Here is a 23,465-nt window from a genome sequence, read left to right as displayed (position 1 = left end):
CTGGGCGAACCTTCGTGAGCGGGCACAGTGCGACTCTCTAGCGTAACGTGCCGCGCGAGGAGCCCCGTCCGCCACGATCTTCGCAGGTCAGCGCAGGGAGGCGGCCGAGATCCGCTCCGCCACCCGCTCCCACAGCCCCGGCAGCTCCCGCTCGTCCTGCTCGGCACGGCGCTCCTCGCGCCCGTAGAGCACTCCGAAGGTGAAGGTGGGTTCGCCCGCTCCCTCCGCCTCGGCGGCGATCGCGCGCAGGGTGCCCCGGGCCATGACGCTGTCCTGGTGGTCGCCCAGCAGGGTCTGGACGGACTTCATCTGCTGGGCGAACCGTTTGGCCTCCTTGCCTAGCGCCGGGGTCGCGGCCTCGGCGGCGTAGCGGGCGCGTTTGGCGGCCTTGCGGGCGTCGTGGAGGGCGGTGTCGCGGTCGTGGCCGGGGTCGGTGACGAGGGCGTGCTCGACGCGGCCGGCCAGCCGGCCGTAGTCGCGGAGCACCGTCTTGGCCAGCACGGTGTGCGATGGCCCTGCGGCGGCCTCGCACAGGGGCGGGTCGGCCAGGAGGGCGTCGAGGCCGTTGAGGAGGGTCAGGTAGCGCGCGCTGTCGAGCACGGCGGCCAGCCGTCTCCGGGAGCCTCTGCGGCCGGCTGCGGACCAGGTGCGCAGCCGGGCGCGGACGGGGCCGCGGACGAGGGCGCGCGGGAGTTCGTCGAGGCGTTCGCGCAGCCGTTCGGCGAGGACCTCTCGGTCGCGGTCGACGCCCAGTTCGGCGGCGAGCCACTTCAGCTCCTGGGCGAGCGGGTCGGTGGCCCGGCGGTCGAGGACCTTGCCGTAGCTGCGGAAGGAGGAGCGCAGGCGGCGGGTGGCGACCCTCATCTGGTGGACGGCGTCCTCGGTGCCGAGGCGGGCGCCGGGGTCGAGGGCGGCGACGGCCTCGGCCTGCGCGCGGAGGAAGGCCAGGACGTGGTCGCCGGCGGGGGCCTCGGCGGGCGGGCCGGCGGTGGGGCGGCGCGGGGGCTCGCCCAGGCCGGTCTCGCGCAGCGCGCGGGCGAGTTTGCTGGGCGCCTTGGACGGTCTCAGGCCGGCCTTGCGGAGCAGCGGGTCGAGGGTGTCCAGCAGGGCGGGGTCGACGCCCTCGGCGAGCTCGACCTCGATCTCGGTCCAGTGGGCGGAGGCCTTGGCGTCCGTCGCCCCCTCCGTGAGGCGGGTGGCTGTGACCGTGTCGGTGCTCGCCTCGGCCAGGAGCGTGCCGTCCGCGGCGAGCAGATGGCGGACCTCCCGGCGCGAGACGATCCGCATCAGGGGGGCCAGCGGGACGTCCCGGGTGCGGGAGCGGACCAGCGCTGTGAGGGCGCGCGGTATCGCGGAGACAGTCAGAGGCGCGCGGATCTCGTCGCGCGCCCCTGGGGCGGCCGCTTCGACGACCGGGAGCTTGAGGTGCCAGCCCTCGTCCGGGCCGCCCGTGCGCCGCCGCAGGGTGATGCCGGCCGCGGCGAGCCGGCGGTCGGCGGTGTCGTAGTAGACGGCGTCGAGCTCGCGCACGCCCTCGTCGGTGACGGTCGCGACCGGCGCGGACCCGCTCAGGTCCGGGAGCCGGGCCGCGCCCGTATCCTTCCCGGCTTCGTACTTCCGCTCGATCTCTCTCACGGTGTCCGCCATGACGCCGAATCTAGTGCGTGAACGGCGCGGGCGGCAGTCCCCCGCCGCCCGGCCGTCCGGAAACCGGCCGCCCATGCGGGAACGGGCCGCCGCTTATGCGGAAACCGGCCGCTGCGCCTTGATCGACTGGAGCAGCCCCACCGCTATCCAGGCCGCGAACATCGACGACCCTCCGTAGGAGACGAACGGCAGCGGCAGTCCGGTGACGGGCATGATGCCCAGGGTCATGCCGATGTTCTCGAAGCTCTGGAAGGCGAACCAGGCGATGATCCCGGCGGCCACGATGGTGCCGTAGAGCTCGGTGGACTCGCGGGCGATCCGGCAGGCCCGCCAGAGCACCACACCGAGCAGGAAGACGATCGTCCCCGCGCCCAGGAAGCCGAGCTCCTCACCGGCGACGGTGAAGATGAAGTCGGTCTGCTGCTCGGGAACGAACTGGCCGGTGGTCTGCGAGCCGTGGAAGAGGCCGGAACCCGACAGCCCGCCGGAACCGATGGCGATCCGCGCCTGGTTGGTGTTGTAGCCGACGCCGGAGGGGTCGAGGGCGGGGTTGGCGAAGGCCGCGAAGCGGTTGATCTGGTACTCGTCGAGCACCCCGAGCTGCCAGATGAGGACGCAGCCGAGGACGCCGGTGCCCAGCAGGCCCGCGATCCAGCGGTTGGAGGCCCCGGAGGCGAGGAGCACGGCGAGCACGATCACCACGAGCACCATGACCGAACCGAGGTCGGGCATCAGCAGGATGATCACGATCGGCAGCGCGGCCAGGCCGAGGGCCTGCATCACGGTCCGGTGGTCGGGATGGCGGCGGTCCCCCGCGTCGACCTTGCCGGCCAGCAGCATCGCCATCCCCAGCGCGATGGTGATCTTCGTGAACTCGGAGGGCTGGATGGAGAAGCCGCCGCCGAGCTGGATCCAGGAGCGCGCGCCGTTGATGGTCGCGCCCAGCGGGGTGAGGACGGCCAGGGTGAACAGGCAGGAGATGCCGTAGAGGATCGGGACGGCGCCGCGCAGCGCCCGGCTGCCGACCCAGACCGTGGCGATGGCGATGGCGAGGCCGATGCCGGTGTTGAGCAGGTTGCGCAGCAGGAAGTAGTACGGGTCGCCCTGGTTGAGCTCGGTGCGGTTGCGGGTGGCCGAGTAGACGAGCAGGGTGCCGATGCCGGACAGGGCGAGGGCCGCGAGCAGTATCACCCAGTCGAGGCGGCGCAGCACGGAGTCACGGGCGGTGAGACGGGACCAGGCGCCGCGTTCGGGGGTGAAGCGGCGGACCCGGTAGCCCTGGGCGGTGCTCATCGGTTCTGGTCCTCCCGCCGGGTCGCGGGCTCGGCCGGGGTCTCCGGCGGCGGGGACGGCAGCCCGGTGTCCACGGGGGACGCCGAGGGCGGGGGCGAAGCGCCGTCGGAGGCGGACGACGAGGGCGACGGCTGCGGCGTGGGGATGGGCTGTGCCTCGATGGTGCCGTCCTTCTCGATCTTGGGAAGTCCGCTCTCCGGGTGCGGCAGCAGCGCCTTCGAGTCGTCGACCTTGCCCTTCTCGTCGACGCCGTAGAGCGCGTTGTAGATGTTGCGCACGGCCGGGCCGGAGGCGCCGGAGCCGGTGCCGCCCTGGGCGATCGTCATGATGACCGTGTAGTCGGAGGTGTAGGTGGCGAACCAGGACGTGGTCTGCTTGCCGTAGACCTCGGCGGTGCCGGTCTTGGCGTGCATGCGGATCCGGTCCTGCGGCCAGCCCTGGAAGCGCCAGGCGGCGGTGCCCTTGGTGGCGACGCCGGCGAGGGCGCCGTCGATCTGGTCGCGCAGGGTGCGGTCGATGGGCAGCCGGCCGTGGGAGGCCGGCTTGATCTCCTGGATCCGCTTGCCGTCGGGGCTGATGACCGCCTTGCCGACGGTGGGGTTCCAGAGGGTGCCGCCATTGCTTATGGCCGCGTAGATGGTGGCCATCTGGATGGGGGTGACGAGGGTGTCGCCCTGGCCGATGGAGTAGTTGACGGAGTCACCGGCGCGCATCCGCATCCCGGACTCGCAGTTCTCCTTGGCGATCTTTCCGGCGTAGCTGTCGTCCTTGTCGCCCTGCTTGCACCAGACGTCCTTGTTGGCGTCCCAGTAACGCTTCTTCCACTCGCGGTCGGGGACCCGGCCGCGGACCTCGTTGGGCAGGTCGACGCCCGTCTCCTTGCCGAGCCCGAACTGGTGGGCGGTCTTGTAGAACCAGTCCGCCGGGTGCTGGGGCTTGTTGCCGCCGTCCTTCTGCCACTGCCGGTAGGCCAGGTCGTAGAAGACGGTGTCGCAGGAGACCTCCAGCGCCTGGCCGAGGTCGATGGCGCCGTAGCCCTTGGACTCGTAGTTCTTGAAGACCTGGTTGCCGATGCTGTAGGCGCTGGAGCAGTTGTAGTGGTCGGTGAAGCCGTAGCCGGCCTTGACGGCGGCGGTGGTGCTGATGACCTTGAAGATGGAGCCGGGGGCCGCCTGGCCCTGGATGGCCCGGTTGAGCAGCGGGTAGTTGGAGTCCTCGCCGGTGAGGGCCTTGTAGTCCTTGCCGGAGATGCCGCCGACCCAGGCGTTGGGGTCGTAGGTGGGGTTGGAGGCCATGGCCACCACCCGGCCGGTCTTGGACTCCAGTACGACGACGGCGCCCGCGTCGGCCTTGTAGTTGACGCCGGTGTTGCGGTCGAGTTCCTTGCGGGCGTCCTTCATCGCCTGGTCCAGCTCCCGTTCCGCTATGGCCTGCACACGGGCGTCGATGCTGGTGACGATGTTGGCGCCGGGGACGGCCTTGTCGCTCTTGGCTTTGCCGATGACGCGGCCGAGGTTGTCGACCTCGTAGCGGGTGACGCCCGCCCTGCCGCGCAGCTCGGAGTCGTACTGCCGCTCCAGCCCGGAGCGGCCGACCTGGTCGGAGCGGAGCAGCGGGGTGCGGGAGTCCTTGGCCTTGGTGATCTCGGCGTCGGTGACGGGCGAGAGATAGCCGAGGACCTGGGCGGTGTTGGAGCCGCCGGGGCCCGCGTAGCGGCGTACGGCCGTGGGTTCGGCGGTGACGCCGGGGAAGTCCTCCTGGCGCTCGCGGATCTGGAGCGCCTGCTGGGTGGTGGCCTCGTCGGTGATGGGGATGGGCTGGTAGGGCGAGCCGGCCCAGCAGGGCTTGGGGGTCTTGGAGTCGCACAGCCGGACTTTGGCGGAGACGTCCTCGGGCTTGAGGTTGAGGACGCCCGCGAGGCGGGTGAGGACGGTCCTGCCCTTGTCCTTCATCTTCATCAGGTCGGTGCGGTTCGCGGAGACGACGAGCCGGGTCTCGTTGTCGGCGAGCGGTACGCCCCGGGCGTCGAGGATGGAGCCCCGGGTGGCGGGGGCGACGACCTGCTGGATGTGGTTGCTGGCGGCCTCGGCGGTGTACTGGTCGCCGTTGCGGATCTGGAGGTACCACAGGCGGCCGGCGAGGGTGAGCAGCAGCGAGAACACCAGGATCTGAATGACGATCAGCCGGATCGTGACCCGCGAGGTCCGTCCTTCGGAGAGACTCACAGTCGCTTGACCCCCTTGAGCTTCGGCTGCCGGCGCCCGGCCCTCGGCAGCAGGCCGCCGTGCTGGACCCCGAGGCGCCCGCCCCGGCCGCGGCCACGGCCGCCCAGCCGGTTCCTGCGGCTCATCCGGCCGATGCGGAAGCTGCCCTTGGTCGTACGCCCGTACGCGCCGTCGCCGCCGCCCGCGACGGCCGTGCCGTCGCCGGTGAGCGGGTCGGAGACGGTACGGCGGGCCATGGCCATCACGAGCGGGACGACGAAGGGCGCGAGCAGCAGGTCGTAGCAGGCGGCGGTGGCCACCAGGCCGCTCAGGCCCACGTGGCGGGCGGCGGTGTCTCCGACGAGGGAGCCCACGCCCGCGTAGAGCAGCGTGGAGAGGACGGCCGCGCCGACGACGGCGAGCATGGGCACGGTGGCCGAGCGAACCCTGCCGCTGTCCGGCCGGGCGAGGCCGACCAGATAGCCGATGAGGCAGAGGACGAGGGCGTAGCGCCCGGTGGCGTGGTCGGCGGGGGGCGCGAGGTCGGCGAGGAGGCCCGCGCCGAAGCCGACGAGACAGCCCGCGGTGTGGCCGTAGACCAGGCCGAGGCCGACGACGACGAGGAGCATCAGGTCGGGCACCGCTCCGGGGAGGTGGAGCCGGGCCAGGACGCTCACCTGGACGACGAGGGCCACCACCACGAGCGCGGTCGAGAGCAGGATCCGGTTCAGGCGCATCGGTTCAGTCCTGGGGCTTGGCACTCGGGCTGGGGGTGACGGTGACGGTCACGGTGGGGGCGGGCTTGGGGGCCTCTGGCTTGGGCGGCAGCACGGTGTCGCGCGGGTCCTCGTGGGGCGCCTGGACGACGACGCCGACCAGGTCGAGCTTGCTGAAGCCGACGAAGGGGCGGACCAGGAGGGTGCGGGTGAGGCCGCCGCCCGCGGGCTCGACATGGGTGACCTCGCCGACGGGGACGCCGGCGACGAAGGGCTTGTCCCGGCTGGAGCCGAAGGTGACGAGGCGGTCGCCCTTGCGGACGGTGGCCTTGCCGTTGAGGAGTTCGACGCGCAGGGAGCTGTCGCCCTGGCCGTTGGCGAAGCCGATCTCGCCGGTCTTCTCCATGCGGGTGCCGACGGTGAACTTGGGGTCGCTGGCGAGCAGGACGGTGGCCGTGCCCGGGCCGACGGTGGTGACGCGGCCGACGAGCCCGTCGCCGTTGAGCACGGTCATGTCGCGGCGGACGCCGTCGTTGGCGCCGATGTCGATGGTGACCGTCCAGGAGAAGCCCTGCGCGGCTCCTATGGCGATGACCTGGGCGCCCTTGATGCCGTACTGGCCGCGGCCGGCGGTCTTGAGCATGGCGTCCAGCTCGCGGAGCCGGCCGCGGTTGCGGTCGTCGCTGCCCAGGCGCTGCTTGAGGGCGGTGTTCTCGCGCTCCAGCTCGGCGATGCGGCTGCTGCGGTCCCCGGAGTCGCGGACGGCGGCGACGGCCTCGCCGACCGGGTCGACCGCGGCGGCGACGCCCTTCTCCACCGGTCCGAAGGCCGAGGCGGCCGCGTGGCGCACTCCGTCGAGCGGGGACTGCTCACCGCCGCGGATGTCGACCGTGATCAACGCGAAGGCGATCGCGATCAGCAGGACCAGCAGCAGCCGGCTCTCTCGTGTGTCCCTCACGTGCGGCGGCGTGCCCTTCTCGTCGGACCGCCCGGCTGCGGGTCCGGACGGTCATCGGGAGCGTTCTGCCTGTATATCAGGTTGTTTGGGCGCTGCCGGTGCACCGGGGACGGGATATCGCCAAGGGCTGTGTCCCCGTGTTCACCGGCTCGCTCACCGACTGGTTCACCGGCGGGGCTGGGCGTCCAGGACCTGCTGGAGCGCCTCGAACTCCTCGACGCACTTGCCGGAGCCCAGGGCGACGGAGTCCAGCGGATCCTCGGCGATGTGGATGGGCATCCCGGTCTCGCGGCGCAGCCGCTCGTCCAGGCCGCGCAGCAGCGCCCCTCCACCGGTGAGAACGATGCCGCGGTCCATGACGTCACCCGACAGTTCGGGCGGGCACTTGTCGAGGGTGGTCTTGACGGCGTCGACGATGGAGTTGACGGGCTCCTCGATGGCCTTGCGGACCTCGGCGGCCGAGATGACCACGGTCTTGGGCAGACCGCTGACCAGGTCACGGCCGCGGATCTCGGTGTGCTCGTCCTGCTCCAGGTCGTAGGCCGAACCGATGGTGATCTTGATTTGTTCGGCGGTGCGCTCACCGAGGAGGAGGCTGTACTCCTTCTTGATGTGCTGGATGATCGCGTTGTCCAGCTCGTCGCCGGCGACGCGGATGGACTGCGCGGTGACGATGCCGCCCAGCGAGATCACGGCGACCTCGGTGGTGCCGCCGCCGATGTCGACGACCATGTTGCCGGTGGCCTCGTGGACGGGCAGGCCGGAGCCGATGGCGGCGGCCATGGGCTCCTCGATGATGTGCACCTGACGGGCGCCGGCCTGGGTGGAGGCCTCGATGACGGCGCGGCGCTCGACGCCGGTGATTCCGGAGGGCACGCAGACCACGACACGCGGACGGGCCATCCAGCGGCGCTTGTGGATTTTGAGGATGAAGTAGCGGAGCATCCGCTCCGTGATCTCGAAGTCGGCGATGACACCGTCCTTGAGAGGACGCACCGCGACGATGTTCCCCGGAGTTCGGCCGATCATCTTCTTGGCTTCGGCGCCGACCGCGAGGATGCCACCGGTGTTTGTATTGATCGCGACGACTGACGGCTCGTTGAGGACGATCCCGCGGCCTCTGACGTACACCAGCGTGTTGGCGGTCCCGAGGTCGACAGCCATGTCACGGCCGATGAACGACATGTTGTTCCCCATGAGGATACGTCTGGCCTTCCCAGTTTGGGCGAATGCTTACTCGAGGTCGGCAGGTGGTGCGCTGCGGGGCGCGGAAGCTTCATCGTAGTCTCGCCCACTCGAACGTGGCGCGAGGGTTCCTCCGCCATTGTCGGCGGAACACGAGCTGGCCCCAGTAATGGTGACGTCGTGTCGGAGTGAGAGGTTCCCCCGATCGGCGCGCATATGCCAAGGGCGGCCGAAGGGATTAATCGACCGCCCTGATCAGAATGCCTGTTCGGCAGATCCCCTTGATCCGTTATCAGGCGAGACCGGGAAAGAAAATCTTGATTTCCCGCTCCGCGGACTCGGTGGAGTCCGAGGCGTGGATGAGGTTCTCGCGCGTGATGGTGCCGAAGTCACCACGGATGGAGCCGGGAGCGGCCGAGATCGGGTCGGTCGGGCCGGCCAGCGTGCGGACGCCCTCGATGACGCGCTCGCCCTCGACGACCAGCGCCACGACCGGGCCGGAGGACATGAAGCCCATCAGCGGCTCGTAGAAGTCGCGGCCGAGGTGCTCGGCGTAGTGCTGCTCCAGGGTGGCGCGGTCCAGGGTGCGCAGCTCCAGCGCGCCGATCGTCCAGCCGGCCTTGCGCTCGATACGGCCGATGATCTCGCCGATCAGGCCGCGGCGGACCGCGTCGGGCTTGAGGAGGACGAGGGTGCGCTGGCTCATACTGCGGGCTCCTAGCGGGCAGGCGATCGGATGCGTGGGGCGAAGGCTACAGGCCCTCCCGGGCCCGCCGGTACTCGGCCCGGAAGGGCCGGGGCGGGCGCCGGGGCGGGCCCGGGCACGGCCCGGCGCTCAGGCGGCGCCCTCCGCCTCCGCCGTCAGCCGGGCGAAGCGGGCCTTCGCCTCGTCGACCTTGCGACCGTAGTGGACCGAGGCCCACCACAGACCGGCGAAGACCGCGCCGAGGATGAACATCATCGGGACGACCAGGCCGCTCGCGATCAGGCCCAGCTGGAGCGCCCAGCCCAGCTGGACGCCGCCGGGCCGGGTGATCATGCCGCACAGCAGCACGCTCAGCACCATGGCGGTGCCGCTGACGGCCCAGACCGTGCCCGTGGACAGGTCGGAGGTCTGCATGGCGACCAGGCCGGCGAAGCCGATGACGAAGAACTCGCCGATCAGGGTGCTGGCGCACAGCGTCCGCATGTCAGCGCCTCCCCAGCAGCAGCCGGGCCTCGCCCACGGTGATCACCGAACCGGTCACCAGGACACCCGCGCCGGAGTACTCGCTCTCCTCCTCGGCGAGGGTGATCGCGGCCTCCAGGGCGTCGTCCAGGCGCGGCTCGACCTGCACCCGCTCGGCACCGAAGACCTCGACGGCCAGGCCGGCGAGCTCGTCGACGTCCATCGCGCGCGGGGTGGAGTTACGGGTGACGACGATCTCCGCGAAGATCGGCTCGAAGGCCTCCAGCAGACCGCGGGCGTCCTTGTCGGCGCTGGTGCCGACGACGCCGATCAGCCGGCTGAAGCCGAACGCCTCGGTGATGCCGTCGGCGGTGACACGGGCGCCCGCGGGGTTGTGCGCGGCGTCCAGCACCACCGTGGGGCTGCTGCGCACGACCTCAAGCCGGCCCGGCGAGGTGACCGAGGCGAAGGCGCGGCGGACCACGTCGATGTCGAGCGGACGGGCGTGCTGCGAGCCGATCCCGAAGAACGCCTCGACGGCGGCCAGGGCGACGGCGGCGTTGTGCGCCTGGTGGGCGCCGTACAGCGGGAGGAAGACCTCCTCGTACTCGCCGCCCAGACCGCGCAGGGTCAGCAGCTGGCCGCCGACGGCGACCTCCCGGGCGACCACGCCGAACTCCATGCCCTCGCGGGCGACCGTGGCGTCGACCTCGACGGAGTGCTTGAGCAGCACCTGCGCCGCGTCCACCGGCTGCTGGGCCAGCACGACGGTGGCGCCGGGCTTGACGATGCCGGACTTCTCCGTGGCGATGTCACCGGGCGTGGAGCCGAGCCGGTCGGTGTGGTCGAGCGCGATCGGGGTGACCACGGCGACGGTGCCGTCGACGACGTTCGTGGCGTCCCACGTGCCGCCCATGCCGACCTCGACGACGGCCACGTCGACGGGGGCATCGGCGAAGGCGGCGAAGGCCATGCTCGTGATGACCTCGAAGAAGGACATCCGGTGTTCCTCGCGCTCGTCGACCATCTCGACGTACGGCTTGATGTCCTGGTACGTCTCGATGAAGCGCTCGGCGGCGATGGGGGCACCGTCCAGGCTGATCCGCTCGGTGACGGACTGGACGTGCGGGCTGGTGTAGCGGCCGGTGCGCAGGTCGAAGGCGCCCAGCAGGGCCTCGATCATGCGGGCGGTGCTGGTCTTGCCGTTGGTGCCGGTGATGTGGATCGCGGGGTAGGCGCGCTGCGGCTGCCCCAGGATGTCCATCAGGGCCTCCACGCGGACCAGCGACGGGTCCAGCTTGGTCTCGCCCCAGCGGCCCGCGAGCTCCGTCTCCACCTCGCGCAGGGCCCGGTCCACCTCCGGGTCCTCCGGGCGAGCCGGCACGTCGTCGCCCTGCGGGGGCCCCGCCTGGGTGCGCAGGGTGCGGCTGCCCGCCTCGATCACGGCGAGGTCGGGGTCTCTGTCGGTCTCGGCATCGACGATCTCCTCGAACCGGTCGGCGGCACCGGACGCACCGGTTTCGCCGGGTTCGAGATCGCCGTTCTCGTCATTCAGGGGGCGCTCGCTCACGCGGCCCAGTCTACGGACCGGGGGCGCGCGGAGGGCCGGGGCGTCGCCACCGGCGCCCGGTCCGCAGCGGAAGCGGGCGCATCCGCTTTGTCATACGGTTCTTCCGGAAGATCCGTTAAGCGAGGTTCCGGCGGTGAGAGCCATGGCGTCCTCGGTGGACCGGGACCGCCTCCAGGCGGTCCTGGAGGCCCTGCCGTCCGGCGCGCTCCTCCAGAGCCAGGCCGACGAGGTGCTCGCCGTCAACCGCAGGTTCGTCGCCATGTTCGACCTCGACGGAAGGGCCGACCTCTCCCCCGGCGCCCCCATGCGGTCGGTCGTCCCGCTCGTCCGGGCGTTCTACACCACCGACGTCTCCATGCCCCACGCCCTGGACGAGATCCTGGCCCGCCGCCACGTCCACCGCGCCGCCGAGATCCCGCTGACCGACGGACGGACCATCCGCCGCCAGGTCGAGCCGCTGCGCAGGAACAGCACGTACCTGGGCGCCCTGTGGACGTTCACAGACATCAGCGACATCAAACGGCGCGAGCACGACCTGAAGCGCGACAACGCCGCGCTGACCGAGCTGGCCCGCCAGCGCAACGCCTTCACCGCCGCCGCCTCCCACGAGCTGCGCACCCCGCTCACCTCCATCAGCAGCTTCGGCGAGCTCCTGGCCGACCCCGCCTTCGGCACCCTCGGCAGCGAGCAGGCCTCGTTCCTCGACGCCATCCGGCGCAACGCCGAGCGGATGCAGCGGGTGATCTCCGACCTGCTGTTGACGACCCGGATGCGGGCGGTCGGGCCGGAGCTGGAGTTCGCCCCCGTGGACGTGCCCGGCATGCTCACGGAGGCCCTGCTGGACCACATGGGAGAGCTGGAGGCGGCGGGCGTCTTCGCCGTACTGGACTGCGAGAGCGGCCCCGCCCTGCGCGGCGACCGCCACCGGCTCCGGCACGTGATCGGCAATCTGCTGGAGAACGCCGCGAAATTCACCCCCGCCGGGGGCCGGGTCGGCATCACGGCCGCCCCCAGGGGCGTCCACTGGGACATCGAGGTCGCCGACACCGGCATCGGCATCCCCGAGAAGTACCGCCACGAGATCTTCACCGGCTTCGTCCGGGCCCCCAACGCCCGCTCCGGCGGCTACCCGGGCACCGGTCTCGGCCTCGCCATCTGCCGCACGGTCGTCGAACGGCACGGCGGCACGATCGCGGTGGGCGGGCACGAGGGCGAGGGCGCGGTCTTCCGCATCCGGCTGCCGATCGCGGGACCGCCGGCGGACGCTCCGGACGCTGCCCGGGGGGTGTCATGACCCACGTCCTGGTCGTCGAGGACGACCCCGACCTCGCCCTCGCCCTGCGCGTCCTGCTCACCCGCAACGGCTACGAGGTCGTCGCCGCCGACGACGGCCGCGAGGCGCTGCGGCTGCTGTTCGCCGAACGCCCCGCGCTGATGATCCTCGACATCGGCCTGCCCGTCCTCGACGGCTGGGAGGTGCTGGAGCGCACCCGGGACATGAGCGACCTGCCCGTGCTCCTGCTCACCGCGCGGGGCGCCGAGAGCGACCGCGTGCGCGGCCTGCGCGCCGGCGCGGACGACTACCTCCCCAAGCCCTTCGGCAACGACGAGCTCCTCGCCCGCGTCGAGGCGCTGCTGCGCCGCAGCGCGCCCACCCGCTGGGCCGGCGACTCCTTCGGCGACGACGGGCTGCGCCTGGTGCCCGAGCGCCGCTCGGCGGTGTGGCAGGGCCACGAGACCCGGCTCAGCGACATCGAGTACCGCCTGCTCCAGGTCCTCGTCCGCAACCGGGGCCGGGTGATCACCACCGATCAGCTCCTCGACCGCGTGTGGGACGACCCGGAGGGCACCGGCCGGGAGCGCGTGAAGTTCGCGGTGCTGCGGCTGCGGCGCAAGCTCCGCCAGGCCGCGGGCGACGAGGCGGCGGACCCCCTGGAGGCCGTCCGGGGGCTGGGCTACCGCTACCGGGCCTGACACGACCGGTCCGGGGACGGGACCAAGGTCCCGAAATCCGTTCGCTACCGTCCCGCAACCAAACCCCATCCAACCCGGCAACCAAGACAACCCACTCTCTGGAACTGTCACCGCCCCCGACAGCCCCAGGAGCCCCGCATGTCCCTGCCGCCCCGCAGCATCGCGATCGTTCTCGGTACGCGCCCCGAGCTGGTCAAGCTCACCGACCTCGTGCGCCTCCTGGGACCCGCCGCTCACCTGGTGCACACCGGTCAGCACTACGACGAGGAGCTGTCCGGCCGCTTCCTGACCGAGCTGGGCCTGCCCGAGCCGACCTTCCTCACCGGTGTCGGCGGACAGCCGCGCGCCGTGCAGATCTCCGCCGCCCTCGCCCAGCTCGACGCGCTGTTCACCGCCGAGCCGCCGCTGGCCGTCGTCGTCCAGGGCGACACCAACGCCGCCCTCGCCGGCGCGCTGGCCGCCAACGCCCGCGACATCCCGCTGCTGCACGTCGAGGCCGGTCTGCGCAGCCACGACCGCAACATGCCCGAGGAGCACAACCGCGTCCTCATCGACAGCATCGCCGACGTACTCTGCGCCGCCACCGAGGACAACCGCGCCAACCTCCTCGCCGAGGGCGTCGACGGCTCCCGGATCGCCCTCACCGGCAACACCGTCGTCGAGGCCGTCCGCAACCAGCTCCCCGGCGCGACCGAGCGCGCGGCGCTGCTGGACCGGCACGGGCTGACCGCCGACGGGTACGTCCTTGCGACCGTCCACCGGCCGGAGAACACCGACTCGGCCGAGGCGCTGCGGGCGATCCTCACCGAGCTGGCCGCCCTCGCGATGCCGGGCCGCCCGGTCGTCCTGCCGCTGCACCCGCGCACCCGCGCCCGTATCGAGGCCGCCGGCCTCGTGGACCTGCTGGCCCCGCTGACGGTGACGGCACCGCTCGGCTACTCCGAGTTCCTGGCCCTCGCCCGGCACGCCGCCCTGCTGGTCTCCGACTCCGGCGGCATCCAGGAGGAGTGCACGGTCCTCGGCCGCCCGCTGGTCGTCGTCCGCCGCTCCACCGAGCGCCCGGAGGCCATGGCGGACTTCGCGGACCTGGTCGAGCCGGGCCGCGCCATCGGCGAGGCGGCGCGCCGCCGCCTCGCCTCCGGAGCGGAGGAACTGGACCGCCTCGCCGCGCTGCCGAGCCCGTTCGGGGACGGGCTGGCGTCGGACCGCATCGTGGCGCTGCTGGCCGCCGTGTCGGCCCCCGCGGAACTGGCCGCCGCCGCGTAGGCCCCGAGCGGGGCTCCGCCCCCTCGCACCCCCGTACCGCGCTTCGCGCGGTGTCCTCGAACGCCGGACGGGCTGAAAAAGCCCGCCTCACGCCCGGAGCAATACCCCCGCATGTTCTCCAGCCCCTTCCTCCTCGCCTTCCCCTTCTTCCTCCTCCTCTGCTTCCTGCTCTACTGGGCCGGCGCCCGCCACGCGTACACCCGCCGCCCCGCCGTGGAGAACGGCAGCCCCGACGCCTTCGACTGGCACTTCTTCGTCCCCTGCCGTGACGAGGAGGCCGTCGTCGGCACCACCGTCGCGCGGCTGCGCGCCGACCACCCGGGCGCCCACGTCTGGGTCATCGACGACGACAGCGAGGACCGCACCGGCGCCATCGTCGCCGCCCTCGCCGACGAGGACCGCCGGGTCCACCTCGTCAGCCGGCGGCGTCCCGACGCCCGTCAGGGCAAGGGCTCGGCGCTCAACGCCGCGTACGACGAGCTGAACCAGTTCCTGTCCAAGGACACCGACCGCGAGCGCGTCGTCGTGTGCGTCATCGACGCCGACGGCCAGCTCGACCCGCACGCCCTCGCCCGCGTCAGCGGCCCCCAGGGCTTCGGCGACCCCGAGACCGGCGGCGTCCAGGTCAGCGTCCGGATGCGCAACACCGACGACCCGCGCCCGCTGCCCGACCGCGGACGGTTCGCCAACGCCTTCGCCCGGCTGCTGGTGCGCATGCAGGACATGGAGTTCTCCGTCTCCAACGCCGGCATGCAGCTGCTGCGCGGCCGCACCGGCTCCGTCGGCCTGGGCGGCAACGGCCAGTTCACCCGCCTCGCCTCCCTGGACCGCATCGCCGCCGCCGAGCGTCGCCCCTGGCAGCGCGGCGCGCTGCTGGAGGACTACGAGCTGGGCCTGCACATGATCCTCAACGGTGACCGGATATCCCACATAGCCGACACCTGGGTCTCCCAGGAGGGCCTCCCGCACGGCCGCCGGTTCCTCACCCAGCGCACCCGCTGGGCCCAGGGCAACCTCCAGTGCGTCCGCTACGCGCCCCGCATCGTCTCCTCCCGCCACTACGGCGGCAAGGGCGTCCTGGAGACGCTCTACACCTTCCTCCAGCCCGTCGCCCACCTGGTCACCCTCGCGCTGTGCGCGGTCATGTTCACCCTCCTGGGTCTCACCGCCGCCGAGGACGGCGTGGGCGAGGCGTTCGGCGGCATGCTGGCCCTGTGGCCGCTGATCATCGCCCTGGCCGTGGTCTCCGTGACGCCGTTCGTCCTGTGGGGCCCGGTCTACCGCCGGGACCGCGCCACCGACCGCTCGCTGCTGACCGCCCTCCTGTGGGGCCTGGCACTGTGGCTGTACGCCTACCATCTCTTCCCGGCGTCCGCCCGCGGTTTCATCCGGATGCTGCGCGGCCGCAACGGCTGGGCCAAGACCCGCCGCAACGCCGAGAGCACCACCTCCGGCCCGGTGGCCATCGAGGCCTGAGCCAAAACCCATCAGGGCCATGAGTTCGGTCACAGAAATGACCGACGAGGCAACCTTCCGCTCCGTTCCGCCATCTGACCGCCGGTGATATTTATGCCCGGAACGGTTCCGGGTGGCGGAACGGAGCGTTGTGCGCACACCACAACTCAGCAACAGATCACACCTGCTGCTGCTCACAGGGTGGGCAGTGCTCTGGTTCATCGTCGTGGAGCCCAGCGGCGGCTTCTCCTGGCACTACCTGCGCACCGGCGGTGAGCTGATCTACGACGGGGGCACCTCCGGCGACGGCGGCCTCAACCTCTACGCCCGCCACCCCGAGCTTCAGATGGGCCCCGTCAGCTTCCTGGTGGCCGGCCTCTTCAACCCCTTCCCGGCCGTGATCGGCCAGGTGCTGGCCGAGGCCCTGATGTCCCTGCTGGGCCTGGTGATCCTGGTCCTGGCCGGCCGCAGCGCCGCCCGGCACCTCCTGGGCACCGGCACCAACCACCAGCGGCTGCGGCAGCGGGTCCTCATCGCGGGCCTGGCCTTCATCCCCATGTGGATAGAGGTCTCGGTCCGTTTCGCGCATCTGGACGACGTCCTCGCGCTCTTCTTCACCGCGCTCGCGGTGTACTACCTGACGCGCTGCAACGCGGCCGCGACCGGCATCTGCATGGCCCTGGCCCTGGACTCCAAGCCGACCGCGCTGGCCTTCCTGCCGCTGCTGCTGGCGCTGCCCAAGGAGCGGTGGACGCGCGCGGGGCTGTGGTGCGTGGGCCTGGTGGCCGTCGCCTGGCTGCCGTTCTTCCTCGTCGACCCCCACTCCTTCGCCGCCGCGAAGTTCACCATCCCCAACAGCCCGGCCTCCGCGCTGCGCTGGCTGGGCGGCAACACCCCCGAGACCCCGAACTGGGCCCGCCCCGCCCAGGCGGCGCTCGGCCTCGCCCTGGGGGCGATCGCCGTCTGGCGCGGCCGGTGGGCGGCCGTCATCCTGCTGGGCGCCAACGCCCGGATCGTCCTCGACCCCAGCGTCTACACCTACTACACGGCCTCCGTGCTGCTCGGCACCCTGCTGTGGGACGTGTGCGGCCAGCGGCGGCTGGTGCCGTGGTGGAGCTGGATCGCGCTGTTCGTGCTCTACGGCAGCGTGTTCGTGGTGCCCGACGAGTCGGCCAAGGGCCTGATCCGGCTGGGCTTCGTGGTGGTGTCCACGGCGTATGTGCTCTTCGCCCCCGTACGGGACCGCCGGGACCGCAATCAGCACAGGCTCCTCGACCGGGTGGAGAAGGAGCCTGTGGAGGGGCCGTGGGGTCCCATGTGGGATCCGGGCCGGACGAGGCCGTGGGAGGCGCGGCCGATCACCGAGCGCTGACCCCTCGAAAACGACCGCGGCCGGGTCGCCCCCGTGTGGGGGCGACCCGGCCGCGTCGTATTGGTTCCCGGTGGGCTGTCGGCTCAGGCGGCCGGCAGCGCCGCGAGCTGGGCGCCGATCCGCTCGATGTCGGCCTCGGCCTTGGTCAGGCGCGTGCGGATCTTCTCCACGGCCACCTCGGCGGCCTTGGCGAGGAACGCCTCGTTGCCGAGCTTGGCCGTGCACTGGGCCTTGTCCTTCTCGGCAGCGGCCAGCGCCTTGGCCAGACGCTTGCGCTCGGCCTCGACGTCGATCGTGCCGGACAGGTCGAGGGCGACCGTGGCACCGGCGACCGGGAGGGTCGCGGTGGCGTGGAAGCCTTCCTCGGCCGGCTGAAGGCGCAGCAGCTGACGGATCGCGCCCTCGTGGGCGGCGAGCGTCGTGCCCGACAGGTCGAGCTTCGCCGGGACGCGCTGGCCGGGCTGGAGACCCTGGTCGGCGCGGAAGCGGCGGACCTCGGTGATCACCTGCTGGAGGTTCTCGATCTCGGACTCGGCGGCGGCGTCACGGAAGCCGCCCGGGGCGTCAGCCCCAGGAACGAACACAGCCTTCGGCCAGTCGGCGACGACGACGGACTCCTTGCCCGTCAGCGTGGTCCACAGCGTCTCGGTCACGAACGGCATGACCGGGTGCAGCAGCTTCAGCGTCTTGTCCAGGACCTCGCCGAGGACGCGCGCGGAGGCCTTGGCCGCCTCGCCGCCGCCCATGAAGGTGGTCTTGGACAGCTCGACGTACCAGTCGAAGACCTCGTCCCACGCGAAGTGGTAGAGGGTGTCCGCGAGCTTGGCGAACTGGAAGTCGTCGTAGAACGCGTCGACTTCGGCGATCGTGGCGTTGAGCCGGGAGAGGATCCAGCGGTCGGTGGCCGACAGCTCCTCGGCCGGCGGCAGCTCGCCCTCGACCGTGGCGCCGTTCATCAGGGCGAAACGGGTGGCGTTCCAGATCTTGTTGGCGAAGTTGCGGGACGCCTGGACCCAGTCCTCGCCGATCGGGACGTCGGTGCCCGGGTTCGCGCCCTTGGCCAGGGTGAAGCGGACGGCGTCGGAGCCGTAGGCGTCCATCCAGTCCAGCGGGTCGACGACATTGCCGAAGGACTTCGACATCTTCTTGCCGCGCTCGTCGCGCACCAGGCCGGTGAGGGCGATGGTGTGGAAGGGCGCGACGCCGTCCATCGCGTACAGGCCGAACATCATCATCCGGGCGACCCAGAAGAAGATGATGTCGTGGCCGGTGAGCAGGACGTCGGTGGCGTAGAACTTCTCCAGGTCCGGGGTCTTCTCCGGCCAGCCGAGCGTGGAGAACGGCCACAGGCCGGAGGAGAACCAGGTGTCGAGGACGTCGGTGTCCTGGCGCCAGCCCTCGCCCGTCGGCGGCTGCTCGTCCGGGCCGACGCAGACGATCTCGCCGTCCGGGCCGTACCAGACGGGGATGCGGTGACCCCACCACAGCTGGCGCGAGATGCACCAGTCGTGCATGTTGTCGACCCAGTCGAAGTAGCGCTTCGACATGTCCTCCGGGTGGATCTTCACCCGGCCGTCGCGGACGGCGTCACCGGCGGCCTGCGCCAGCGGGCCGACCTTGACCCACCACTGCATCGACAGACGCGGCTCGACCGTCGTCCTGCAGCGCGAGCAGTGGCCGACGGCGTGGACGTACGGGCGCTTCTCCGCGACGATCCGGCCCTGCTCGCGCAGGGCGCCGACGATGGCGGAACGGGCCTCGAAGCGGTCCAGGCCGAGGAAGGGGCCGTGGACGGTGATGACGCCGCGCTCGTCCATGACGGTCAGCGACGGCAGGTCGTGGCGCTGGCCGATCGCGAAGTCGTTGGGGTCGTGGGCCGGGGTCACCTTGACGGCGCCGGTGCCGAACTCGGGGTCGACGTGGGTGTCGGCGACGACCGGGATCGTGCGGTCCGTCAGCGGCAGCTTGATCTGCTTGCCGATGAGGTGGGCGTAGCGCTCGTCGTCCGGGTGGACGGCGACGGCCGTGTCGCCCAGCATCGTCTCGGCGCGGGTGGTGGCCACGACGAGCGTGTCCTCGCCCTCGCCGTACGTGATGGAGACGAGCTCGCCGTCGTCGTCCTGGTACTCCACCTCGATGTCGGAGATGGCCGTGAGGCAGCGCGGGCACCAGTTGATGATGCGCTCGGCGCGGTAGATCAGCTCGTCGTCGTAGAGCTTCTTGAAGATCGTCTGGACGGAGCGGGACAGGCCCTCGTCCATGGTGAAGCGCTCACGGCTCCAGTCGACGCCGTCGCCGAGGCGGCGCATCTGGCCGAGGATCTTGCCGCCGTACTCCTCCTTCCACTGCCACACGCGCTCGACGAACGCCTCGCGACCCAGGTCGTGGCGGGACAGGCCCTCCTCGGCGAGCTGCTGCTCGACCTTGTTCTGGGTGGCGATGCCGGCGTGGTCCATGCCGGGCAGCCACAGCGCCTCGAAGCCCTGCATGCGCTTGCGGCGGGTGAGGGCGTCCATGAGGGTGTGCTGGAAGGCGTGGCCCAGGTGGAGCGAGCCGGTGACGTTCGGCGGGGGGATGACGATGGTGTACGGCGGCTTCTCGCTGTCGGCGTCGGCCGTGAAGTAACCGCGCTCTACCCAGCGCTCGTACAGCGGCCCCTCTACCTCGGCCGGCGCGTATTGGGTCGGCAGTTCGGGGGCGCTGTCGTTCGGCCCGCGGTCGGGGCTCTGCTGAGTGTTCTCGGTCACGGACCGAATTCTACGGGGAGGGGCCGACAGCTCACGAACCCGTTTCCGCTCCGAGGGGACTCCCGTCGGCCGCCCCGCCGCAAGGCTCGAATAAGCGATCGACAAAGATGACGTGCACCTGACCCAGGCCCCCCGCCCGTGAGAGAGCCGAGAGCCACCGATGAGCCACCCCCAGCCGGGCCCGTACGGCCAGCAGCCGCAGCCCAACCCATACGGCCAGCCCGGCTACGGCTATCCGCAGCAGCCCGCGCAGGGACCGGCGGCGGGCCCGTACGGGCAGCCGTATGGGCAGCCGTACGGGCAGTACGGACACCCGGGGCCGTACGGACAGCAGCCCGGCATGCCGATGCCGTACCCGCCGCCGCTCCCGCCGCACAACGGCAACAACAAGGGCAAGGCCATCGGCATCGCGCTGGGCGCTGTCATCCTGGTGGGCGCGATCGTCGTGGGCGGCTTCGTCCTCATCTCAGGCGGCCACCGCGGGGGCGGTGACGACACCGGGGCCGGCGGGGGCGCCAAGGGCGGCGGCCCGGCCGCGCAGGCGGGCCCGCGCCACAAGCTGGTCACCCCCGACACCATCATCTCCGGCGAGTACCGGAAGGAGACCGGCGCGGACCTGCCGGTACTGGGCGCGAACGAGAAGGCCGACCTCCGCCACATGGGCGTCACCGACCCGGAGACCATCTCGGGCGCGTACGAGACGGGAAGCCCGGGGCCGACGCAGAAGAAGATCCGCTTCACCGGCGCCTGGGGCCGCGTCAAGAGCCCGGAGCGCGTCGTGGACGGCATGTTCGCGTCGCTGGGCGCCGCGCTCAAGAAGGACGACGGCGACGGCGAGGGCCGCATGGAGCTCGAGGGCACCGCCCAGCGCGTCTCCCCCTCCGGGCTGGACGACGGCGCGGTGATGAAGTGCCAGCACACCCACCTGGTGGGCACCACCGCCCCGGGCGGCAAGCCGATCACGATGCAGATGTGCGTATGGGCCGACCACAGCACGACGGAGGCGGTGTTCAGCCTGGACACGGCGGCGGTGCTGGCGGGCACGAAGGTCCCGCTGGAGGACGCGGCGGAGCTGACGTCAAAGGTGCGCAGGGACACGCGCGCACTCCTCTCCCAGTAGTCCCGGTAGCACACAGGGGAGTTGTTCCGAAACCGTTGCGGGCCCGAGGTAAAGCCGGAATAAGCCATCGGGAAAGATGGCGCAGGACTGTCGCGACCGCGTGAGAGACCTGCGTCGAAGAGGAAACGATGAGCTACCCCCAGCCGGGCCCGTACGGCCAGCAGCCGCCGCCCAACCCGTACGGCCAGGGCGGCGCACCCGGCCAGCCCGGCTACGGCTACCCCCAGCAGCCCCCCGCCCCCTACGGCGCCCCGCCGCCCCCGCCCCCGCCGCCGGGCACGCCCTACGGTGCCCCGCCCCAGCCGCAGGGCTGGGGCCAGCCCCCGGCCCCCCAGCCCCAGGGCTGGGGCCAGCAGCCGGGCATGCCGGGCGGCTACCCGCCCCCGGCCCAGCCGAGCGGCGGCGGCGCGGGCAAGGCGATCGGCATCACGGTGGGCGTGCTGGTCGTGGTGGGCGCGATCGTGGGCGGCGTGCTCCTCATGAACGGCGGCGGCAATGGTGACGGCGACGTGAAGCCGTACACGATGGAGCTGCCGGTGTCGCTGCTGGACGGGAAGTTCGTCGAGGCACCGCTGCCGGCGGGCGCGCAGCAGAACCAGCCGAAGAGCCTCGCCGACAACGAGAAGACCAAAGCCGCGGGCATCGAGAACGGCACGGCGGTGAGCAAGTCGTACATCAACCCGGAGAAGCAGACTCTGTCGGTCGGCGGCACCTACGGCACGATCGCCGATCCCAAGAAGACCGTTGAAGCACTGATCGCCCAGTCGGACGAACAGCAGTCCCAGCTCGCGTCGAAGGTCGGAGCCAAGATCGAGACGACCATGCCCTGGACGGACTTCTCGCCGAGCGGCTTCGACGGTGCGGTGCTCAAGTGCCGGATGCAGAAGACCACCAGCTCCTACGGGAACTTCTCATCCGAGTCCGAGGCCTCCGCCTGCGTCTGGGGTGACAAAAGCGCCGTGGGCATCGTCCAGAACCAGGTCTCGAAGAGCAACAGCCCGTACGGCGGCGCTGCCAACGCGGCCACCGGCAAGGTCATGTCCGCGCAGGAACTCTCCGACGCGACCGTCAAGATCCGCAACCAGGTCCGCAAGGAGAAGTAACCCTCCAGCAGGCCCACTCACCCGACGGCCGCCGCGCATGCCCACCCGGCAGCGCGGCGGCCGTCGCGTTGTCCCAGCGGAAATCACCACATAAGACCGCCCGAACGAGTGATCGTGCGCCAATAGTCGAAAGCACAGACGTTCCCGCTCCTACCGTCGGGCCATAGTCACTTCACACCACGAGGCAGCGCACCGGATATTCCAGGACCGTCCTGAGCTGCTCGACCCCGTGTTCCGGATCCTGGGCGTGCCGTTGCCGGCAAAGTCGTCCGTCGAGGTGCTCACGGCGGACGTCACGGAGATCCGGCCGCTGGAGCGGCGCGTGGACAGCGTGCTGCGCATCGTCTCACCGGACGACAACGGTGGCTTCGTCCTCGCCATCGAGGCACAAGGACGCCGCGACCCGGACAAGACAGTGAGCTGGGCCTACTACCTGTCGTATCTGAAGGCGAAGTACGGGTGTCCGGCGCTGCTTCTTGTGGTCTGCCAGGACAAAGCGACCGCCGACTGGGCTGCCGGGCCCTTCCGCCTGGGGCCCGAGGGGTGGACCGCCCTGTCCGTACACCCCCTGGTCCTCGGGCCCGGGAACGTTCCTGTGATCACTGATCCGGCCCGTGCCTCCCGACATCTGGCGCCGGCGACTTTCTCCGCCATGACTCATGGGCGCGGCCAAGAAGCTCCGGCCATACTGGAGGCACTGGCCCGTGCTCTGAACACGGCCGACCCGGAGTCCGTCGCCTACTACTCGGAACTGCTGGAAATCGGCCTGGGGAACTCCCCGGCGCGAGACATCTGGAGGAACCTCATGCCGCGTACCTACTTCCCCGGCCGTGGCACCCTCATCGAGCAGACGTGGCAGGAGGGTGAAGCAAAGGGGCGGCTGGAGCAAAGCGCGCTGTCGGTGTTGCGTGTTCTGGAGAGCCGGGGCATTCCCGTGTCACCCGCGGTTCGTGAGCGCATCATGACCTGCGCCTACATGGACACCTTGGGGTATTGGCTGGAGGCGGCGGTCACCGTCCCCACCGCCGAGGAAATCTTCGTCCACGGAGGCTGAGGCCTCACGAGGAACGCCGGAGGGGGCGCCCAGCCGACCGGCCGGGCGCCCCCTCCGCGTACAAAGAGCCTACGCGTCCTTCTCGTGCCGCTCCCCGGCTCGTTGCCACGCGTGCGACGTCCTTGCGTGACGGGACCTCGTACATCACCGACATCAGGACCTCCTCCATGATGGCGCGCAGACCGCGCGCCCACGCCTCGGAGGATGGCCTGGTCCGCGACTACCTCCAGGCCGAACACGAAGCGGCCCACGAGGAGTTCAGCCGCGACGTCATGAAGGGAGACATCTGATGGACCACGCGCGCTGGAAGCTCGCTCGCGAGCGGAAGATCGCCCAGGGGTTCACCGAATCGCCGGAGGCCGAGTCCGCGCGTACCGAGATCCGCATGGCCTTCGACCTCGGCCAGGCCGTCTACGACCGTCGTACCGAACTGGGCATCTCCCAGGCCGAACTCGCCAGGCGGGCGAACATGACACAGCCTCAGGTGTCCAAGCTCGAACTCGGCGGAACCGTCCCGACGCTCCCGCTGCTCGCACGGCTCGCGAAGGCATTGGACGCATCGCTGAACATCGCTCTGGACGGAGACACGTCCTCCGTCACCTTCACTGCGCACGCGGCCTGACCCAGCCGCAC

General features: G+C 71.3%; 20 protein-coding genes. 10 read left to right on the top strand and 10 right to left on the bottom strand.

Going from position 1 to position 23,465, the window contains the following annotated elements:
* Positions 1–87: 87 nt before the first annotated feature.
* The 9 genes from AB0E98_RS24875 to AB0E98_RS24835 form a co-directional block, all read right to left on the bottom strand.
* Positions 88–1,647: a CYTH and CHAD domain-containing protein gene (locus AB0E98_RS24875; protein WP_361706373.1), complete on the bottom strand. Its 1,560-nt coding sequence runs from the start codon at positions 1,645–1,647 to the stop codon at positions 88–90.
* Positions 1,648–1,740: 93 nt separating this feature from the next.
* Entirely contained in the window at positions 1,741–2,940 is a 1,200-nt protein-coding gene (gene rodA, locus AB0E98_RS24870) for a rod shape-determining protein RodA (protein WP_361706370.1), read from the bottom strand.
* Entirely contained in the window at positions 2,937–5,165 is a 2,229-nt protein-coding gene (mrdA, locus tag AB0E98_RS24865; protein WP_361706368.1) for a penicillin-binding protein 2, read from the bottom strand. The genes rodA and mrdA overlap by 4 nt, the downstream gene beginning before the upstream one ends.
* Entirely contained in the window at positions 5,162–5,881 is a 720-nt protein-coding gene (gene mreD / locus AB0E98_RS24860) for a rod shape-determining protein MreD (protein WP_361706365.1), read from the bottom strand. Before mreD ends, mrdA begins: the two co-directional genes overlap by 4 nt.
* Positions 5,882–5,885: 4 nt before the next feature.
* Positions 5,886–6,818, bottom strand: a complete 933-nt coding sequence (mreC, locus tag AB0E98_RS24855; protein WP_126914123.1) for a rod shape-determining protein MreC — start codon at positions 6,816–6,818, stop codon at positions 5,886–5,888.
* A gap of 165 nt (positions 6,819–6,983) precedes the next feature.
* The gene (locus tag AB0E98_RS24850; RefSeq protein ID WP_004950903.1) at positions 6,984–8,003 is read right to left on the bottom strand and encodes a rod shape-determining protein; all 1,020 of its coding nucleotides are present in this window, start codon (positions 8,001–8,003) and stop codon (positions 6,984–6,986) included.
* Positions 8,004–8,295: 292 nt separating this feature from the next.
* Complete coding sequence (gene ndk, locus AB0E98_RS24845) at positions 8,296–8,709, bottom strand: nucleoside-diphosphate kinase (protein WP_361706362.1); 414 nt, start codon at positions 8,707–8,709, stop codon at positions 8,296–8,298.
* A gap of 129 nt (positions 8,710–8,838) precedes the next feature.
* Positions 8,839–9,192, bottom strand: a complete 354-nt coding sequence (locus tag AB0E98_RS24840; protein WP_361706359.1) for a DUF4233 domain-containing protein — start codon at positions 9,190–9,192, stop codon at positions 8,839–8,841.
* A 1-nt stretch (position 9,193) separates the two neighbouring features.
* A complete protein-coding gene (locus tag AB0E98_RS24835) occupies positions 9,194–10,654 on the bottom strand; it encodes a folylpolyglutamate synthase/dihydrofolate synthase family protein (RefSeq protein ID WP_361706471.1) in 1,461 nt (486 codons plus the stop codon).
* Between the two features lie 229 nt (positions 10,655–10,883).
* On the opposite strand from AB0E98_RS24835, the gene AB0E98_RS24830 reads away from it, so the two are divergent.
* From AB0E98_RS24830 to AB0E98_RS24810, 5 genes are all read left to right on the top strand, one after another.
* On the top strand, positions 10,884–12,035 hold the full coding sequence (locus AB0E98_RS24830; RefSeq protein WP_361706468.1) for a HAMP domain-containing sensor histidine kinase: 1,152 nt from the start codon (positions 10,884–10,886) through the stop codon (positions 12,033–12,035).
* Positions 12,032–12,715, top strand: coding sequence for a response regulator transcription factor (locus AB0E98_RS24825; RefSeq protein WP_361706356.1), 684 nt, complete (start codon positions 12,032–12,034; stop codon positions 12,713–12,715). The genes AB0E98_RS24830 and AB0E98_RS24825 overlap by 4 nt, the downstream gene beginning before the upstream one ends.
* A 138-nt stretch (positions 12,716–12,853) precedes the next feature.
* A complete protein-coding gene (gene wecB, locus AB0E98_RS24820; protein WP_361706354.1) occupies positions 12,854–13,981 on the top strand; it encodes a UDP-N-acetylglucosamine 2-epimerase (non-hydrolyzing) in 1,128 nt (375 codons plus the stop codon).
* 111 nt (positions 13,982–14,092) lie between these two features.
* Positions 14,093–15,457, top strand: a complete 1,365-nt coding sequence (locus tag AB0E98_RS24815) for a glycosyltransferase (protein ID WP_361706352.1) — start codon at positions 14,093–14,095, stop codon at positions 15,455–15,457.
* Positions 15,458–15,644: 187 nt separating this feature from the next.
* On the top strand, positions 15,645–16,808 hold the full coding sequence (locus AB0E98_RS24810) for a hypothetical protein (protein ID WP_361706349.1): 1,164 nt from the start codon (positions 15,645–15,647) through the stop codon (positions 16,806–16,808).
* Positions 16,809–16,891: 83 nt separating this feature from the next.
* On the opposite strand, the gene AB0E98_RS24805 is transcribed toward AB0E98_RS24810, so the two are convergent.
* A complete protein-coding gene (locus AB0E98_RS24805) occupies positions 16,892–19,555 on the bottom strand; it encodes a valine--tRNA ligase (RefSeq protein ID WP_361706347.1) in 2,664 nt (887 codons plus the stop codon).
* A 160-nt stretch (positions 19,556–19,715) separates the two neighbouring features.
* Between AB0E98_RS24805 and AB0E98_RS24800 the strand changes: the two genes are divergently transcribed.
* From AB0E98_RS24800 to AB0E98_RS24780, 5 genes are all read left to right on the top strand, one after another.
* Complete coding sequence (locus AB0E98_RS24800) at positions 19,716–20,675, top strand: hypothetical protein (protein WP_361706345.1); 960 nt, start codon at positions 19,716–19,718, stop codon at positions 20,673–20,675.
* Positions 20,676–20,803: 128 nt separating this feature from the next.
* Entirely contained in the window at positions 20,804–21,778 is a 975-nt protein-coding gene (locus AB0E98_RS24795) for a hypothetical protein (RefSeq protein ID WP_361706342.1), read from the top strand.
* A gap of 229 nt (positions 21,779–22,007) precedes the next feature.
* Positions 22,008–22,832: a hypothetical protein gene (locus tag AB0E98_RS24790; RefSeq protein WP_361706341.1), complete on the top strand. Its 825-nt coding sequence runs from the start codon at positions 22,008–22,010 to the stop codon at positions 22,830–22,832.
* A 167-nt stretch (positions 22,833–22,999) separates the two neighbouring features.
* Positions 23,000–23,122 (top strand): hypothetical protein, encoded by a 123-nt coding sequence (locus tag AB0E98_RS24785; RefSeq protein WP_361706477.1) that lies wholly within the window; start codon positions 23,000–23,002, stop codon positions 23,120–23,122.
* On the top strand, positions 23,122–23,454 hold the full coding sequence (locus AB0E98_RS24780) for a helix-turn-helix transcriptional regulator (protein ID WP_361706339.1): 333 nt from the start codon (positions 23,122–23,124) through the stop codon (positions 23,452–23,454). The genes AB0E98_RS24785 and AB0E98_RS24780 overlap by 1 nt, the downstream gene beginning before the upstream one ends.
* Positions 23,455–23,465: the final 11 nt, after the last annotated feature.

It is taken from the genome of Streptomyces sp. NPDC037389 (assembly GCF_040636475.1).
GTDB lineage: Bacteria > Actinomycetota > Actinomycetes > Streptomycetales > Streptomycetaceae > Streptomyces > Streptomyces hesseae.
The sequence above is the reverse complement of the archived record's forward strand: the minus strand, read 5'-3'. Positions and strand labels throughout refer to the sequence as shown.

Excerpts from the sequence above, each read along its gene's own strand:
- AB0E98_RS24875 (WP_361706373.1), bottom strand. The coding sequence starts at position 1,647 with ATGGCGGACACCGTGAGAGAGATCGAGCGGAAGTACGAAGCCGGGAAG.
- rodA (WP_361706370.1), bottom strand. The coding sequence starts at position 2,940 with ATGAGCACCGCCCAGGGCTACCGGGTCCGCCGCTTCACCCCCGAACGC.
- mreD (WP_361706365.1), bottom strand. The coding sequence starts at position 5,881 with ATGCGCCTGAACCGGATCCTGCTCTCGACCGCGCTCGTGGTGGTGGCC.
- AB0E98_RS24850 (WP_004950903.1), bottom strand. The coding sequence starts at position 8,003 with ATGTCGTTCATCGGCCGTGACATGGCTGTCGACCTCGGGACCGCCAAC.
- ndk (WP_361706362.1), bottom strand. The coding sequence starts at position 8,709 with ATGAGCCAGCGCACCCTCGTCCTCCTCAAGCCCGACGCGGTCCGCCGC.
- AB0E98_RS24840 (WP_361706359.1), bottom strand. The coding sequence starts at position 9,192 with ATGCGGACGCTGTGCGCCAGCACCCTGATCGGCGAGTTCTTCGTCATC.
- AB0E98_RS24830 (WP_361706468.1), top strand. The coding sequence starts at position 10,884 with ATGGCGTCCTCGGTGGACCGGGACCGCCTCCAGGCGGTCCTGGAGGCC.
- AB0E98_RS24825 (WP_361706356.1), top strand. The coding sequence starts at position 12,032 with ATGACCCACGTCCTGGTCGTCGAGGACGACCCCGACCTCGCCCTCGCC.
- wecB (WP_361706354.1), top strand. The coding sequence starts at position 12,854 with ATGTCCCTGCCGCCCCGCAGCATCGCGATCGTTCTCGGTACGCGCCCC.
- AB0E98_RS24815 (WP_361706352.1), top strand. The coding sequence starts at position 14,093 with ATGTTCTCCAGCCCCTTCCTCCTCGCCTTCCCCTTCTTCCTCCTCCTC.
- AB0E98_RS24800 (WP_361706345.1), top strand. The coding sequence starts at position 19,716 with ATGAGCCACCCCCAGCCGGGCCCGTACGGCCAGCAGCCGCAGCCCAAC.
- AB0E98_RS24795 (WP_361706342.1), top strand. The coding sequence starts at position 20,804 with ATGAGCTACCCCCAGCCGGGCCCGTACGGCCAGCAGCCGCCGCCCAAC.
- AB0E98_RS24785 (WP_361706477.1), top strand. The coding sequence starts at position 23,000 with ATGATGGCGCGCAGACCGCGCGCCCACGCCTCGGAGGATGGCCTGGTC.
- AB0E98_RS24780 (WP_361706339.1), top strand. The coding sequence starts at position 23,122 with ATGGACCACGCGCGCTGGAAGCTCGCTCGCGAGCGGAAGATCGCCCAG.